The sequence below is a fragment of the Methanospirillum stamsii genome (assembly GCF_003173335.1).
In the GTDB taxonomy this organism is placed as follows: domain Archaea; phylum Halobacteriota; class Methanomicrobia; order Methanomicrobiales; family Methanospirillaceae; genus Methanospirillum; species Methanospirillum stamsii.
This window is the reverse complement of record NZ_QGMZ01000031.1, coordinates 20,650-36,111: the sequence shown is the minus strand read 5'-3', so window position 1 is coordinate 36,111 and position 15,462 is coordinate 20,650. Positions and strand designations below refer to the sequence as shown.

General features: G+C 45.0%; 14 protein-coding genes and 1 tRNA gene. 12 read left to right on the top strand and 3 right to left on the bottom strand.

Annotated elements, in window-relative coordinates; translation table 11 throughout:
* Position 1 precedes the first annotated feature (1 nt).
* Positions 2-73 (bottom strand) — tRNA-Gly (locus DLD82_RS13780).
* A 127-nt stretch (positions 74-200) separates the two neighbouring features.
* Between DLD82_RS13780 and DLD82_RS13775 the strand changes: the two genes are divergently transcribed.
* From DLD82_RS13775 to DLD82_RS13735, 9 genes are all read left to right on the top strand, one after another.
* The gene (locus DLD82_RS13775; protein ID WP_109941710.1) at positions 201-821 is read left to right on the top strand and encodes a precorrin-2 dehydrogenase/sirohydrochlorin ferrochelatase family protein; all 621 of its coding nucleotides are present in this window, start codon (positions 201-203) and stop codon (positions 819-821) included.
* Positions 818-2,092 carry a glutamyl-tRNA reductase gene (gene hemA / locus DLD82_RS13770; RefSeq protein ID WP_109941709.1) on the top strand — a complete coding sequence of 425 codons (1,275 nt, stop codon included), beginning with the start codon at positions 818-820 and terminating at the stop codon, positions 2,090-2,092. The genes DLD82_RS13775 and hemA overlap by 4 nt, the downstream gene beginning before the upstream one ends.
* Positions 2,071-3,051 (top strand): porphobilinogen synthase, encoded by a 981-nt coding sequence (gene hemB, locus DLD82_RS13765; RefSeq protein ID WP_109941708.1) that lies wholly within the window; start codon positions 2,071-2,073, stop codon positions 3,049-3,051. Before hemA ends, hemB begins: the two co-directional genes overlap by 22 nt.
* Positions 3,041-4,288, top strand: a complete 1,248-nt coding sequence (hemL, locus tag DLD82_RS13760) for a glutamate-1-semialdehyde 2,1-aminomutase (RefSeq protein ID WP_109941707.1) — start codon at positions 3,041-3,043, stop codon at positions 4,286-4,288. The genes hemB and hemL overlap by 11 nt, the downstream gene beginning before the upstream one ends.
* Positions 4,273-5,163: a hydroxymethylbilane synthase gene (gene hemC, locus DLD82_RS13755; RefSeq protein WP_109941706.1), complete on the top strand. Its 891-nt coding sequence runs from the start codon at positions 4,273-4,275 to the stop codon at positions 5,161-5,163. Before hemL ends, hemC begins: the two co-directional genes overlap by 16 nt.
* Positions 5,153-5,908, top strand: a complete 756-nt coding sequence (cobA, locus tag DLD82_RS13750; protein ID WP_109941705.1) for a uroporphyrinogen-III C-methyltransferase — start codon at positions 5,153-5,155, stop codon at positions 5,906-5,908. Before hemC ends, cobA begins: the two co-directional genes overlap by 11 nt.
* Before the next feature lie 175 nt (positions 5,909-6,083).
* Positions 6,084-7,073: a PPC domain-containing protein gene (locus DLD82_RS13745; protein WP_109941704.1), complete on the top strand. Its 990-nt coding sequence runs from the start codon at positions 6,084-6,086 to the stop codon at positions 7,071-7,073.
* A gap of 126 nt (positions 7,074-7,199) precedes the next feature.
* Positions 7,200-8,192: a hypothetical protein gene (locus tag DLD82_RS13740; RefSeq protein ID WP_109941703.1), complete on the top strand. Its 993-nt coding sequence runs from the start codon at positions 7,200-7,202 to the stop codon at positions 8,190-8,192.
* An 81-nt stretch (positions 8,193-8,273) separates the two neighbouring features.
* A complete protein-coding gene (locus tag DLD82_RS13735; protein ID WP_109941702.1) occupies positions 8,274-9,236 on the top strand; it encodes a hypothetical protein in 963 nt (320 codons plus the stop codon).
* Positions 9,237-9,257: 21 nt separating this feature from the next.
* Here DLD82_RS13735 and DLD82_RS13730 read toward each other — a convergent pair whose 3' ends face one another.
* A complete protein-coding gene (locus tag DLD82_RS13730; protein ID WP_109941701.1) occupies positions 9,258-10,517 on the bottom strand; it encodes a DUF1015 domain-containing protein in 1,260 nt (419 codons plus the stop codon).
* Between DLD82_RS13730 and rimI the strand changes: the two genes are divergently transcribed.
* Both rimI and DLD82_RS13720 read left to right on the top strand, forming a co-directional pair.
* A complete protein-coding gene (rimI, locus tag DLD82_RS13725; protein ID WP_245920454.1) occupies positions 10,499-11,056 on the top strand; it encodes a ribosomal protein S18-alanine N-acetyltransferase in 558 nt (185 codons plus the stop codon). The genes DLD82_RS13730 and rimI overlap by 19 nt on opposite strands.
* Positions 11,057-11,105: 49 nt before the next feature.
* Positions 11,106-12,038: a CAP domain-containing protein gene (locus DLD82_RS13720; protein WP_109941700.1), complete on the top strand. Its 933-nt coding sequence runs from the start codon at positions 11,106-11,108 to the stop codon at positions 12,036-12,038.
* Positions 12,039-12,043: 5 nt separating this feature from the next.
* Here the strand turns inward: DLD82_RS13720 and DLD82_RS13715 are convergent, their stop codons facing one another.
* On the bottom strand, positions 12,044-14,341 hold the full coding sequence (locus DLD82_RS13715; protein WP_109941699.1) for a methyl-accepting chemotaxis protein: 2,298 nt from the start codon (positions 14,339-14,341) through the stop codon (positions 12,044-12,046).
* 595 nt (positions 14,342-14,936) lie between these two features.
* On the opposite strand from DLD82_RS13715, the gene DLD82_RS13710 reads away from it, so the two are divergent.
* Positions 14,937-15,446 carry a chemotaxis protein CheW gene (locus DLD82_RS13710; RefSeq protein WP_109941698.1) on the top strand — a complete coding sequence of 170 codons (510 nt, stop codon included), beginning with the start codon at positions 14,937-14,939 and terminating at the stop codon, positions 15,444-15,446.
* Positions 15,447-15,462 lie beyond the last annotated feature (16 nt).

The following is a 15,462-nucleotide window of genomic DNA, read 5'->3' as shown; positions in this document are numbered from 1 at the left end:
ATGCGCTGACCGGGACTCGAACCCGGGTTTAGGCGTTGGCAACGCCTAGTGATGACCACTACACTATCAACGCATGAAGTGCTCTATAACGTGAGCTTTTTGGATATATAATAATGTCGAAATGATATGTCTCGTATAAGTATGAATAATCATCAGAATAATTGGACAGATTGATATTTCCATGCCACTAACCTCATACGATGATTCCCCTTATGGTAGACTTTACCGGAAGGAAAGTTATCATATTCGGGGGTGGGGCTGTGGGTGCCAGAAAAGCCCGCTATTTTGTAGAAGAAGCTGATGTAACGGTATATAGTCGTTCCTTTCACCCGGATTTCTCCTCGATTCCGGTCAGACAGGAGGTACTGGACCTGAGTCCTGATGCTTATTCAATCTGCCCGCTTATACAGGATTCTGCTCTTGTAATTGCTGCAACATCAGATCCTGACCTGAACAATATCATCCGGGAGGCATCGGAGTCCGTGCATGTATTTTGTAATGTTGCATCAGGTAATCCCGGTGATGTATTCCTCCCGGCAAAAGTAACCGGGAAAAAATTTACTCTTGCTATCAGTACCATTGGATCTGTTCCTGCAGTTTCACGATTGATACGTGAAGAAATGGAGAAAACGTTCCCGGATATGGACGAACTCATTGAGCTTGGTGAATGGATCCGGGAATCGTTCAGTACAGACCATGCCGATCCGATATCCGGTCAATCCATTCTCTATACTGCATTACGTGACCCTGAAACACGAAAAGCCCTTTCAAAAGGACAAATGAACGCAAGGGAATATATCAGGGAGAGGTATGGATCATGAAGGATGCGCTCTTTTCTCCTCTGACCATAACCGGAATCTCTCATCACATCGCCTCGGTAGCTGACATGGAAGCGGTCAGGTTTTTGGATGAAGAGGCATTCCTCTCCCGTGCCGGGGAATGGTTCAAGGGTGTAGTACTTTTACAGACTTGTAACCGGATAGAGGTCATTGTACACGGAAGTGCAGATCTTCTGGTGTCTTTCATGGAGAGTGAAGGAAGGTCGGGCTGGCAGGTGTGGGAAGACACCGCTGCTCTTTCTCACCTTCTGGACCTTGCTGCAGGACTTGATTCCATGGTCATCGGCGAAGACCAAATCCTTGGTCAGCTCAGAAAAGCACTTTCTATCTCTGAAGAACGCTCGGTTGCTGACCCGCTTATCACCCTCTGTATCAATAAAGCAATTCATGCCGGATCAGAAGCCCGGAGTATGAGTGGTATTAACCGGGGTGCAGTATCGATTGGTTCTGCTGCGGTTCTGCTTGCTGAAGAGCAACTGGGATCCCTGAATGGTCGTCACATCCTGGTACTTGGGACCGGTGAGATGGGTGTCCTGGTGACCCAGGCTCTTGCTGCAAAAGATCTCTCTGCGATTTATGTTGCAAACCGCACATTTGACCGTGCACAAATCCTTGCAGAAAAAGTAGAGGGGACAGCAGTTCCGATGACTGACCTGTACCGGTACCTGACTTTGTCTGACGTTGTTATCTGCTGTACTGCTGCTCCCCATCCGGTTATCAGGGCCGATGAACTGAACGAAGCACTAAAGGTTCGTTCATGGCCACTTGACCGGAAAAACCACCCACTTATTATTGTAGACATTGCCCAGCCACGGGATGTTGAGGATTCTGTCCGGACAATTCCGGGAGTATGTCTGTATACTATTGACGATCTCCGGAAAGTAAACGATGATACCTCCCGGTTCAGAAAGGAAGCGGCAGAGAAGGTACGGATGTATCTTGACCAAGAGTTAGTGCAATTTATTCGCCTTTTTAACCGGAAGGCCGCAGATGAGGTGCTTGGAACACTCCACAGCTGGGCTGAACAGATTCGGACCAGGGAGCGTGACAAGGCTCTTTCACGGTTATCCGGATATGATGATCGGTATCATGAGGTAATTGACGACCTGACAAGGGTAATTACCCGGAAACTCCTGACCGATGTAACCTTAAGTATTCGTGCCTGTGCAGAACGTGGAGAGATGCAACTCGCAGAGGAACTGGTTGGTGCAATAACCAGAGGAGAAATGATATGTTCCCGCAAGTTCGATTAAGAAGACTTCGCAGAAGAAAAATAATCCCCCTTCTTGAAGAAACCCGGATCTCGAATCATGATCTCATCGCTCCCTTGTTTTTTGACGAAGGGGCAGAAGAAGCCGTGCCAATACAGGCAATGCCCGGACAATTCCGATGGCCGGTCAGGAAGGCCGGAGATGTTGTAACCCGGTTATATAATGCAGGTATTCGTGCAGTGTTATTATTTGGAATCCCAAAAGAAAAGGACGCAGAAGGTTCCGGGGCTTTTGCATCAGACGGGGTAGTCCAGCAGGTAACCAGGGAGATGAAGTCCATCTGTCCGGATATGGTTATCATCACCGACCTTTGTGCCTGTGAATACACGGATCATGGTCATTGCGGGGTTATCGGTGAGTCGTGTGATGGCCCGTGTCTCTTAAATGATCCCTCACTTGAGATGATGCAGCGGATAGCCGTGTCACAAGCAGAGGCAGGGGCAGATATTGTCGCTCCCTCCTGTATGCTTGACGGTATGGTCTCATCAATCCGGGAGGCGCTGGATGACTACGGACACCAGGATGTTTTGATAATGTCCTACTCCTCGAAATTTGCTTCGTCACTCTATGGACCCTTCAGGGAAGCAGCAGGTTCGGGATATTCTTTTGGAGACCGGACCGGGTACCAGGCTCCGGTACCTAACAGGCGGGAAGCATACAGGGAATCTGAGCTTGACGCTGCAGAAGGAGCAGACATCCTCATGGTAAAACCTGCTGGATGGTTTGGGGATATTATTACCGATATCAAACAACTCGGGCTTCCGGTTGCAGCATACCAGGTCTCCGGAGAATACTCCATGATCCGTGCTGCAGCACAAAATGGATGGCTTGATGAAAAAAGAGTGGTGATAGAGAGTCTGATCTCACTAAAACGTGCTGGTGCAGACCTGATAATCACGTATTTTGCCGAAGAGGTATGCAGGTGGATTCATGAACAGTAGTGAATATTTCAAAAAAGCCAGGGAGATAATGCCCGGGGGAGTGTCAAGTCCGGTCAGGGCAATTCAGCCATATCCCTTTTACACGATGAAAGGTGAGGGGTCGCGATTATTTACCGCAGACGGGGAGAGTCTTCTTGATTGCTGTGGTGCATATGGTCCGCTTATCCTGGGCCATGCCTGTCCTCCTGTTAAGGATGCTATCCGAAAAGCCCTGGATAATGGATGGCTTTACGGGACCCCGACACCGGCAGAAATTGACCTTGCAGAAATCCTGATTGCAGATTTCCCATCGATTGAAATGGTCCGGTTTGTTACCACCGGGTCAGAAGCGACCATGGCTGCCATCAGGCTTGCGAGAGCGTATACGAAAAAACCTGATATCGTAAAGATTGAGGGTGGTTTTCACGGGGCACATGACGGGGTGCTTGTCCAGGCAGGTTCCGGGTGTACAACTCTCGGTCAGCCGGATTCGGCAGGAATACCTGCAGATGTGGTAAAGCATACCCGTCAGGTTCCCTATAATGATCCGGAATCTCTGGTTAGTGTCTTAGAAAAAAACCCGGACAGCATTGCAGCAATGATCATGGAACCGGTCATGGGTAATATCGGCCCTATCCTTCCAAAGATTGGGTATCTGCAGGAAGTCAGGAAGATAACTGCCGAACATGATGTGCTCCTTATCTTTGATGAGGTCATCTCCGGATACCGGGTGGGTATCGGCGGAGCACAACAGTATTATAATGTAACTCCGGACATCACCACTCTTGGGAAGATAATAGGAGGAGGGCTGCCACTCTCTGCATTTGGTGGGAAAAGAGAGATAATGGAACTTATTGCACCTGCTGGTCCGGTGTATCAGGCAGGAACATTCTCCGGAAATCCGTTAAGTCTTGCAGCAGGTGTTGCTGCACTTTCACATATTCATGAAATGCCTGGAATGTACAGTGCCCTGGATGCAGCAACCTCCCGGATTGGTGAGGCCTGTCAGGATAAAGGCGGCTCATTTGTGAAACTAGGCTCCATGTTCAAGTTCTTCTTCCGCTCCTCCCCGCCGGAAAACTATTCACAGGCGAAGGAGTCAGATACCATAATATTCCGGGCTTTCTGGGAGAAGATGCTTGCAAAGAAGATCTTTTTGCCCCCGTCACAGTTTGAAACCAACTTCCTCTCTCTGGCTCATTCGGATTCTGATGTTGAATACCTCTCTTCAGCGTATGCATCATGCCTCTCCGTGTAGGTACCCGGGCCTCCAGGCTGGCACGTGCCCAGGCTGAAAAGGTCTGCAGGCTGCTGGAAGATCTGGGAGAAGAGACCGAGATAGTGTTTATCTCAACGGCAGGGGATGAAAAGACCGGTGTTCCACTTCATGAGATAGGTGGTCAGGGTGTGTTTGTACGGGCCCTTGATGATGCATTAACTGCAGGAACCATAGACCTTGCCGTTCATTCCATGAAGGATATTCCGGCCGTTCGACCTGATGGTCTTGTCACCTCCGCAATATTACCCAGGGATTCACCTGCTGATTTTCTTGTGACTGATAAGGAATTATCTGATATACGCTCCATCGGGACATCAAGTACCAGGAGAACTGCTCAATTTCGTCGTGGTTTTCCTCACATCTCTCTCGGTCCGCTCAGGGGAAATGTAGATACTCGTCTTGCAAAACTTCGAAACGGTGATTATGATGGTATTGTGCTTGCTGAAGCAGGTCTTGAGCGGCTTTCCATGACCCTTGACGGGCACCGGATGGATCCCCGTATTCATGTCCCTTCACCAAACCAGGGAACCATTGCCGTGGTAACCCGTATGGATCCATCAATAACTAAAATCATGGAGAAACTCGATGATCCGGTGACCCGAATCGATACCATGCTTGAAAGACGGGTGATGGAAGAGATAGGAGGAGGATGCTTTACTCCTCTCGGGGTCTACTGCAAAGACCGCTACATGATAACCGAGGTGATGTCTCTTGAAGGAGACCGGGAATTCAGGCTTGAACGATTAGTATCTGATTTACAGGATGCCGAAATGTTCGGGCAGGAAGTCCGGGAAAAAGCAGGAGATCTAATCAGGGAAGCATTTTCCAGACTGGGGATTACACATGGACAATAAAAAAGGAATAGTTTACCTGGTTGGTTCAGGTCCTGGAGGGATATCTCTGATGACCCACCGAGCCAGGGAAGTAATTGATAATGCACAGGTCATCCTGTATGATCAGCTGCCAGGAGAAGAGATTCTCGCAAGTCTTCCGGACCATGCGGAAAAGATAGATGTTGGAAAATATGGTGACCATCATGTCCGGGAACAGGATGAGATAGAACAACTGATGGTCAGGTATGCTGAACAGGGCCTTCGTGTTGTCAGATTAAAAGGCGGAGATCCTTTTCTATTTGGAAGAGGCGGCGAAGAACTTGAGATTTGCAGAGCGCATAATGTTCAGGTGGAGGTGGTTCCGGGTATCACCAGTGCGATTGCCGTTCCTGCATCGGTCGGAATACCGGTAACACACAGAAAACATGCATCTCAAGTAACAATAATAACCGGAAATGAAGATCCTGCCAAGAAAGAGTCCGCAATTGACTGGGAATGGCTGGCAAAAACCACCGGGACCATTGTGATTTTAATGGGTGTTAAAAACCTCGGAAAAATTGCAGATGTCCTTGTCCAAAACGGAATGAACCCTGAAACACCTGTTGCAATCATTGAACGGGGTCTTCGTCCTGACCAACGGGAGACTATCGGAACACTGAGAACCATTCATACTCTCTCTCTTGAAAGAGAGGTGCGCCCTCCGGCGGTTATCGTGATTGGTGGCGTGGTCTCCCTGTATACAGGTGAGCACATCATATCCCGATAATCATTTTATGAGAGTTTATGAGAAAAAACCCTCCGGCGCCAATAGAATGCCGGTTAGTAGTGACTTTTCCTTTTTGTAAAAAACATTGTACTTTCGATATTTCAAGACAACAAGCCTTATAAGGTCACATATGAGAGTATGTTTCATCACAAGGCATGAAGCCTTGAGGAGTGGAATGATGAAAAACTTCTGGAAAATTGGCATTACATGCCTGATGCTCATTGTATGTGCTCTGGTGGCAATTCCGGCATCTGCGGAAGATGTGAGTGTCCTTAGCGAACAACAGGCCTCTATGTGGCAGGGTAAGACTTCACAGGTGTATGAAGTCACTCTGAACTGTCCGGGAACTGCAACAGTTACCTCCAGTTATGGAGCACAGTTTGATCTGTATGCAAAGAAGAAATGGGGATATGGTTCATGCCCCACTGCAAACTCAATTCTGTATAATTATGACCGGGTCGCACGTGGATACAGCGGAACTGCATCCATGACTCTTGAAGCCGGAACCTGGTGCCTGGTTGTCAACTGTGCAGCAGGAAGCGGATCGTATTCACTTCGGGTAACCTCGAACTGTCCGTATCCGACTCCATATCCAACACCATATCCAACACCTTATCCGACACCCTGTGGTGTTTACAAGTCTGACACCCGGACTGGTGACCTGATTCAGGGTCAAGCCGCAGTATATGGATACTATGTTATGCCTGATGATCCACGTTCTAAAATGGAATGGAGATTATCATCGTCGAGTTCAGGTGGAAGCACTCCGATAATTGTTGCTTCTGCCGGTCAATCAGTAGAGGCAAGCTCTTATGGCGGAAGTAGTTCCTTTGACCTGTATGTTTTCAAGGACTGTAATCCGAAGAATTCCTACTGTAACACCCGGTACTATTCCTACGGGCCGAATGCATATGTTTCCGTCAATAATCCTTCAAGCGGTTCATACTACTATGTCATGATTTATGCAAGAAGTGGCAGTGGTACATACAACCTGAATTATAGCGGGTACAAGTGCTTTGGTAGTGGAGGAAGCACACCAATCATCGTCGCATCTGCAGGGATGGATGCTGCAATGTCTACCGCTTCTGTCTCATCTGAAGACACAGCAGCCGGATCAGAAGTTTCTGCACCAACTGCAGAAATTGTGATCTCGGAAGGATCGTGAGCTGCTAATTTCCGGAAACCTTTTTTTTTTGTTCCGGATTATCGGAACATGATCGTAGAAAACTTTAATCATATTTCATAAGATAGTAACAAGCAGAACAAGGCACAGGCCTTGGGGAGTGATATTATGCGAAAATTACAGAATATTGGAATAGCCTGTCTTGTATTGGTTATTTGTGCCCTGATTGCCTCATCAGTCAGTGCATTCACGACTGACTTTCCCAAGTCGTACATGCTCTGGCAGGGGTCTGCAGCCATGCATGAAATCGGGGTCTATGGGAATTGTGGTACCCAGATCACTGTTCAGTCTCCGTATGGAGCGTCATTTGATCTTTACGCGATGAAAAATTACGGGTCTGTGGGGACATGCCCGTCTAACGACTATATCATGAGTCATTATGACAAGTATGCATATAGCAGTGGATCGGGGGGAAGTGCAACGTTATATCTGGACCAGGGGCTCTGGTGTGTGGTCGTGTATGCACGATCCGGAAGTGGAACTGCATATGTGACGGCAGATAGTAATTGCTTTCCCGGACCCTCTCCGACCGTAGTTCCTCCACCCTATCCCGGTCCATGCAGCCCATATAAGACTGTAGATCGTTCCGGGTACCTCTATGCAGGTCAGGCTGCAGTATATGGGTATTACATCCCGACTGATGGAAGATCACAGATTGAATGGACTCTGACCGGTTCATCTGGTGGAAACACTCCGATCATTGTTTCATCCATGGGCAGTCAGGTCTTTACCGGTGGTTCCTGGTATAATCCCAATTTCGACATCTATATCTTTAAGGACTGTAATCCCCAGTATTCATACTGTTACACGAATTACTATGCAAACGGACCAAATGCTTACGTGTCAGTTGCCAATCCACAGCGGGGTTCAACCTATTATGTGATGGTTTATGCACGCTGCGGTAGTGGAACGTATAATCTGCGGATGAACAGTTACAAGTGCTATGGCGACACTCCGATCATTGTCGCATCTGCACCGGTATATGCTTCATCAACATCAATAACCTATGCAAGTGCAGGGACCGGATCAGGTTCTGATACGGCAGTAACGTCCTCTGTTGCTGCTCCAACAGCAGAATTTGTATCCGTTTCCTCTCAATAATCCTTTTTTCTATTCACGTGTAATTGGTAAGATTCATTACTCTGATTCTCTGATCAAAGAGTTAGAGCTGGATGGGTACGTATGATAAAAGGTAGAAAATCTTTCATTATTCTCGTTGTTATTGTGTTACTCTCATTGCCTTGTCTGGTTAGTGGTGCCTCATCTGAATCATTTTCCAATGCACTCTATGCCGGACAGAATAAAATGTATACTATTGAAGTGCCATGTACGGCAACACTGGAACTTGATGGAAGTATGGGAAGCCTGTTTTCTCTCTATGCAAAGAAGGCATCCAGTACCTGGGTTCCTTCACCTATTCATGTGATAAATTATGCTGATGTCAGTTCAATGGATGCCGCATCTTCACAACAGATGCATCTTGATTCCGGAGAATGGTTCGTCGTTGTAGAATCAAGGACCGGGTTTTCTGAGTTTACCCTTGTTATCAATAAAGAATGCCCGATGACAACCTCTTGTTATGGAAGCCCTTGTTACAACATGGCAGATTGTGTTCCACCTGCGGTGTACCGTGACAATGTTCAGTCCGGATTTTTAAATGCAGGAGAATCAAAGACATTTGCATACCGTCTCACCGGAAACCGTTCATATGTTGAATGGGTTCTTTCAGGTTCCTGTGATATTGGCGCTCCTTTGATGCAGAGTAAATCAGACGTTGATCTTTTCGTTACAAAAAATTGCGGGCCTGATTTTGATTTATATGTCTACTCCGGATGCAATCCGAAGTACCGGCCCTGTATGGCTGTAGCAGCGGATACCGGTATTGGAAGTAATGCCTATGTAGGGATAACCCATCCTGACACTGAAAATCTGTATTATGTAAAGGTGTATGGAAAACGAGGCAGTGCCCAATATACTCTGACTGCCCGTAGTTATCTTACAGAAGACATGAACATTGCCGGTATCAATCCATCAAAGTTTGAAGGATGTATTTCGTCTGACATTAATATCACCGCTCCGGATGACCTAAATATTACGATACCGGTACCTCCGACTGCTTATACCATCAAAGCAGCAGAGATCTAAACTTTTTTTAAAAAAAGGTGTTTATTCGAGAAGATGAACCAGCAGTCCACTCAGGAGTTTTGGTTCAAACCATGTTGATTTCGGAGGCATAATTCCGCCGGCATCAGCAATTGAAAAAACCGTCCTGACGTCTACTGGTTGCATGGCAATTGCCACTGCATATTCACCACTATCCACTTTTGTCATCAGGTCACGAATCGGTCGTGCTCCGCCAAGGTACTGAAGCCGTGGATCTCCCCGCGGATCGGTAATTCCCAGGAAGGGGATAAGCACCTGTTCCTGGAAAACGCTTACATCCAGAGACTGAATCTCATTCATCTTCGGGTTATGTGGTATGACACATTCGTACCAGATTCCCTTCAGATACAAGTGGAAAATATGGTCTCCTTTTCTTCCGATTTTTGGAGTGAGTGTGAACTCTGTTTTGTCTGCATCACCATAAGGTGTTACATGGGCAATGTCAGAAATTTTCTTTAAGAAACTGTCAGGTGTTAAAGGAGCTAAATTTGTGAGCAGTCTGCTGTATCCATGAACTTTAACTTCATCTTCAGCAAAAATTACTCCCAAAACATGATGACTTTCTTCTGGTAATTTTATCCCGTTTTTACTGCGTTTTTCAACGACATTTACCGCTGATTTGCACCGGTGATGACCATCAGCAATGTAAAGAGCCGGAATTGATACAAAAATCTGGCATAATCTCTCAACAATTTCCGGTTCGGTAATGGAAAAAATTTCATGCCTGCTTCCATTTGGTGCAGTAATGATAACATCCGGCTCTTTTTCGTTTGTTGCACTGGTCAGAATCTTTTTAATCTCAACATGACTTCCATGAAGGAGAACAACCGGGCCGGTGTTTGCATTTATGATATCGATATGGTTGGTCCGGTCTTCCTCCTTATCATATCTGGTCAGTTCATGTCTTCTGATTTCACCGCTCTCATATTCACGGGTATCTGCGCAACATGCAATACCTGTGTAGGTTTTATCTCCGTCATGAACCCGGTAGATATACAAAGCAGGATTTTCATCCTGGATGAGGAGCCCTTTGTCTCGGTAATCGTCAAAAATTTTCCGTGAAAGATCGTATACTTCCCTGCTATAGGGATCTTTGTCAGGAAGTAATGCATCAGCCCGACTGATTTTTAAAAAACTGAACGGTTTTTTTCCGATGATCTCTTGTGCTTCTTCAGCATTTACTACATCATACGGTACTGCGGCAATATCTTCTGCCTTTCCAGGGGCAGGTCTTACCGCTTTAAATGGATAGATATGAACCATGTCAGGCACCAGGTGTTCTTACCTATATGCCCTTGTTTCTATATGATAACACTGACAGATCTGTATTGGCATTGATGAGGGAAGACAGTCACCGGATTCGTAAGATGAGTCCGGCAGATATAAATTCGGTTCAGGATATTGAAAGAATCTCTTTTCCTGACCCCTGGGCACGCGAGACTCTTGAGGAGGCCCTCGTAACGTTTTCAGATACGGTATTTGTTGCAGAGAATGCAAAAGGAATATGCGGGTATATTATATGTGGCGTTGAAGACACCGGTGAAGAACGATATGGGCATATCTGCAGTCTGGCTGTAGATCCGGAGAGCAGAAAGCATGGTGTAGGTGCAGCTCTTGTCAGAAGGGCTGAAAACGCAGCCATTATCCAGAAGGCGACTGCCATGCAGCTGGAGGTCCGAGTCTCTAACTCATCAGCGATTTCATTTTACACCCGTCTTGGGTATGAGCCCGTATTTCAGATATGTGGCTATTATTCCAATACCGAAGATGCTATCGTCATGATGAGATGGTTCAGGTATTAAAACACCAAAAACACTAAATTGCCGAATAAGACTTAAATTTAAGTATACTATGAAAAATTTCAGAATAATTATTTTTTATTTACTCATCTCCTGTTTTTTTATCATCATCCCCGGGTTTTCCTTTGCAGACGAACAATCTGCAGATCTTGGGCTGACCAAGATTGAAGTGCAGCCATTTTCAGCACCGGGCGGTCCGTTTTATAGTAGTGTTGAGGTTGTAAATTATGGTCACATAATCTCAATGAGCCGATCGGTACAATTGTACCTCTCTCCTGATGAGGAGATAACGTCTGCAGATTATGAGATTGGTTCAGTGGAGTTTTCATTTATCCGTCCGGGTGAATCAGCTCACCGTGAGCTTCTTGGGTCCATTCCTGAACATATATCACCCGGAACGTATTATGCAGGAGCAATTCTTGGAAAGGGTTTTTCTCTGACTCCTGACCCAAATTCGGGTAATGATGTGATAACCGGTGGGACTGTTACCATTAACCGGACATATTCCCGGCCACAGGAGTGGCTGAATGATAAAATTGCAGATCTCATACTGGATTTATCCAATGACGAACGTACAATTCGTTCCTTAGGTCTTTTAAAGAGAGATAAGGCTCTTGATGTCATTGCCCTTGAACATAGCAGAGATATGGCCGCAAGAAATTTCTTTGATCATACCAATCCGGATGGTGAAGACCCGGCAGACCGGGCTGACCGCCATCACTATCGCCAGTTAAAAAACCTGAAGGACGGGACCTCGTTTTATGGAATCGGGGAAAACATCGTGAAGATCCCTGTTGAAAAGAATGTGTATGGATTTGGGGAGATCATGAATGATGATCCTGACGAAATAGCAAGGGTTGCTGTTGAATCTTTCATGGACAGTCCACCCCATAAAGAAGCACTCTTGCTTCCTGCTCATGAAAAAATCGGAATAGGGGTGGCATTTGACGGGGAATATTATTATGCCACTCAGAATTTTTTCTAAAAACCCTATATTTTAAATGCGTTTACCTGGCTTCGAAGTTCTCCGGAGAGTTCTTCAACTTCAAGAATGGCACTATTTATCTCTTCAACCGAAGCACTCACTGATTCTGTAAGAGCTGATAATTCTTCAATCTGGGAGAGATTATCGGTTGTGAGATTTATTCCCTCTTGTGCAGTATTCACAACATTGGTTGCGATGTTAGCCTGATCCTCAATAGCCCTGACTATCTCTCCCATATCCCTTGTAACTTCAGATGCACCGTCAACCATGATATTTAAAGATTCGATTGTTTTATTTACGCTTTCAACACCGACAGCAATTTCAGAATGAGAGGATCGGATGGCGGTTGAGGTTTTTTCACTGCTATGCTGGATGGCAGTAATTACATCAGCGATATGATCTGTTGCCTTTCTTGCATCAGCAGCCAGGTTTTTCACTTCTCCTGCAACAACTGCAAACCCTCTTCCGGCATCTCCGGCACGGGCTGCTTCTATCGCAGCATTCAGGGCAAGAAGATTGATTTGTCCGGCAATATCATTGATCATCTTAACAATCTTATTGATCTCCCGGATCTGGGCATTTAGTTCATCGATATCCTCAACACTCTCCTGTGCTATCTGCATCACAAGCCCCATTTTATTATTTGCTTCATTTCCAAGCGTTTGAGCTTCACTACCGCGGGTTGCAACATCCCTCGCATGCCTGAGGACTTCCTGGCTTGTACTGGTTATTTCTTCATTTGAAGCTGAAAGGGTGGATATCTGGTTTGTGATGTCTTCCATATGTTCAATCAGATTCTTCCCGATATCAGAAGACTGCATGGTGGTTTTTGCTACCTGTTGTGTTGCTGTTGCAATATCTGAAGAGCCTTTACTGATTTCGGTCATATTTTCTGATACACTGGCTGAAACCCTGCTCACTTCCAGAAGCGCTTTTCGTAACTCTTCAATCGTTTTGTTTGCATTTTCTTTAACGGCAAGAAGGGGATCATTCTCCCGTTTGGTAATTTGCGTAGTCAAATCTCCCCGTGAAACCAAAGCAAAGGCATCTCCGATATCCTGGGCAGCCACATCAAGGAAACCGGCATGTTCTTCAGCTTCCTTAATCATTCGTTCTATTTCTCGTTCTTTCTTGATTTCATTCGTTTTGTCCTTGTAGGTGGACATGATACTGATGACGTCATGATGCTTGTCCAGAAGAGGGATGATATCCTGTTCAATATGATGAACACCTGCAGGGAACTCAACGATAAGTTGTCCGGTGACTGCTTTTTTTGTTTTCAGTGCTTCTTTTAATCCCGAACCGGTTTTTTCCAGGACTTTGAAATCATTTGCCCGCATTGAGAGTAACTGACCTTCGGTATACCCGCTCATCTCAAGAAAAGATGCATTTACTTTCAGAATTTTAAGTTTCAGATCCATCAGGAGCAGAGGCAGCGGGTTCTGATTGATCATGGTCATTTCCTGCTGCTGAAGTTCTTTTATCGTCTCTAACTGATCCTGCATCTCACGTTCGGTTTTTTTACGTTCGGTGATATCCCTGAAGGTTGCCTGGATACGTGGACCTTCAGGCAGATCCAGTAAGGTGAGTGTCATCTCCGCGTCAAATCCGGAGCCATCAAACCGGTTTAATTCACACTCCAAATCCTGTGATATCCCTTTGGATGCAGAAGAAAAAGCCCGGCTGAAGAAAGTGTGTGAATTTGTTCCGTTTGGTTGTGTTTCCGGGGCCAGAGCGTAGATGGATTTGCTAATTATTGTGTCCTGACCAGGAACCCTGAAGATCTGATAGGTTGTTTTGTTGCACTCTATGAGCACATCATTGTCAAAAAGTGTAATTGCATCATATGATGAATCAATCATGGCATGGAACTTTATGGCTTCAGTTCTTTGAAGGTCTTCGATTTCCCTTCTTTTTATCCTGTTTTCCGCCTCACGAATCTCTCTCTCAATTACCGGAAGCAGGGGTTGGAGGTTACCCTTAAACACATAATCATGAGCACCCAGTTTCATCAGGGTAACTGCAGTATCTTCTCCGATTTCTCCGGATACAACAATGAAAGGATAATCCAGATTACGTTTACGATAATCCTGAATAACATCTACTCCGGTAAAACCGGGAAGACTGTAGTCACATAATAATACATCCCATGATTCCTTGTCAAGAGCTGAGCGTATCTCTTCTAATGTATCTACGCGTTTTAATTGAGGTTCATATCCTCCTTTTTTTAATTCATGAATAACGAGAAATGCATGATCCTCATTATCTTCAACAAATAGCACTTTTAGCGGTTTTCCTACCATATTTCATCCCTGTCCAGAGCATTCACAAAAATTTCAGATAATAATCCTTTTGCGGTAAAGGTGAAAAGGATTCCTTCTTGATTTTTTCACCTGAATGGTAAAGTATGCCGCAGGTGAAGTTTGATGGTTGGATTTACCTAGAATTTTTTGCGCGTATATGTATTGATTTATAAAAAATAAGGCTGTTTGAGATAATATAATGTTTTCCATATATCGGACAACAAATTTAAAAATCTCTCTTCTGTACAGGTAATTAATCAATAATATGAGTTGAAGATTTGATTATTTCCTCTTAAAATGTTTGTTTCCATACATTCAGATTTTCATTGACGAATCGTAATTTTCAGATGTTCTGTGCCTTATTCGAGAAAAGAATACAAAAAATATATATGCTGTTCTTAAAATAAAGAAATATCGTCAGGGAAGTTGTGAGAATATATCAGGCATGAGATTTCCGGGGGGTTTTGTTCAGCACATAAAGGCAGGTGTTATTCTCCTGCATTTCCACATTCCCTGATTATTTTATCTCCTTTGTTTTTCAATCGTTTTTGATTCCAAAAGTTCAAACCTTCAAAGATTGTACTACTCATCAGGTATGGTTGTTGAGATTCTTGAGTTTGATCTTGGAGGAGAATCATATGCCATGGATATTGGAATCGCAAGGGAGATTGTTGAGATGCTACCTATTACCCCGATTCCACGTGCTCCTTCTCATGTTACCGGTCTTCTAAATCTCCGTGGTGAAATCACTACAATTATCAATCTGCATCATCTTTTGGGAATATCTCCTGCGAAGGAACGGGAAGAACAGAAGATAATGGTATTAATTCCGGATGCTTTTGAAAATACCAGTGTTGGTGTCATCGTTGATGAAGTCCACAGTGTTCTGACCATAGATGAAAAGAATATTGATACGAATATAAGGGGAGTGGATGAACAACTCACTGATTATGTTCAGGGTATCATTAAACTTGGAGAAGATGATTCACTTAAAACAGAAGATGAATCAGTGACGCATGAATCAGAAAAAAGACTTATTATCTGGGTTGATGTTAAAAAGATTTTAACCGGGACAATTGAGTCCTCTTCATCCCAAAAAGAATAATTTTTATTTTTTAATA

What these genes read in the sequence shown, in the direction of transcription:
- DLD82_RS13775 (WP_109941710.1), top strand. Translation starts at nt 201, where the DNA reads ATGATTCCCCTTATGGTAGACTTTACCGGAAGGAAAGTTATCATATTC.
- hemA (WP_109941709.1), top strand. Translation starts at nt 818, where the DNA reads ATGAAGGATGCGCTCTTTTCTCCTCTGACCATAACCGGAATCTCTCAT.
- hemB (WP_109941708.1), top strand. Translation starts at nt 2,071, where the DNA reads ATGTTCCCGCAAGTTCGATTAAGAAGACTTCGCAGAAGAAAAATAATC.
- hemL (WP_109941707.1), top strand. Translation starts at nt 3,041, where the DNA reads ATGAACAGTAGTGAATATTTCAAAAAAGCCAGGGAGATAATGCCCGGG.
- hemC (WP_109941706.1), top strand. Translation starts at nt 4,273, where the DNA reads ATGCCTCTCCGTGTAGGTACCCGGGCCTCCAGGCTGGCACGTGCCCAG.
- cobA (WP_109941705.1), top strand. Translation starts at nt 5,153, where the DNA reads ATGGACAATAAAAAAGGAATAGTTTACCTGGTTGGTTCAGGTCCTGGA.
- DLD82_RS13745 (WP_109941704.1), top strand. Translation starts at nt 6,084, where the DNA reads ATGATGAAAAACTTCTGGAAAATTGGCATTACATGCCTGATGCTCATT.
- DLD82_RS13740 (WP_109941703.1), top strand. Translation starts at nt 7,200, where the DNA reads ATGCGAAAATTACAGAATATTGGAATAGCCTGTCTTGTATTGGTTATT.
- DLD82_RS13735 (WP_109941702.1), top strand. Translation starts at nt 8,274, where the DNA reads ATGATAAAAGGTAGAAAATCTTTCATTATTCTCGTTGTTATTGTGTTA.
- rimI (WP_245920454.1), top strand. Translation starts at nt 10,499, where the DNA reads ATGGATAGATATGAACCATGTCAGGCACCAGGTGTTCTTACCTATATG.
- DLD82_RS13730 (WP_109941701.1), bottom strand. Translation starts at nt 10,517, where the DNA reads ATGGTTCATATCTATCCATTTAAAGCGGTAAGACCTGCCCCTGGAAAG.
- DLD82_RS13720 (WP_109941700.1), top strand. Translation starts at nt 11,106, where the DNA reads ATGAAAAATTTCAGAATAATTATTTTTTATTTACTCATCTCCTGTTTT.
- DLD82_RS13715 (WP_109941699.1), bottom strand. Translation starts at nt 14,341, where the DNA reads ATGGTAGGAAAACCGCTAAAAGTGCTATTTGTTGAAGATAATGAGGAT.
- DLD82_RS13710 (WP_109941698.1), top strand. Translation starts at nt 14,937, where the DNA reads ATGGTTGTTGAGATTCTTGAGTTTGATCTTGGAGGAGAATCATATGCC.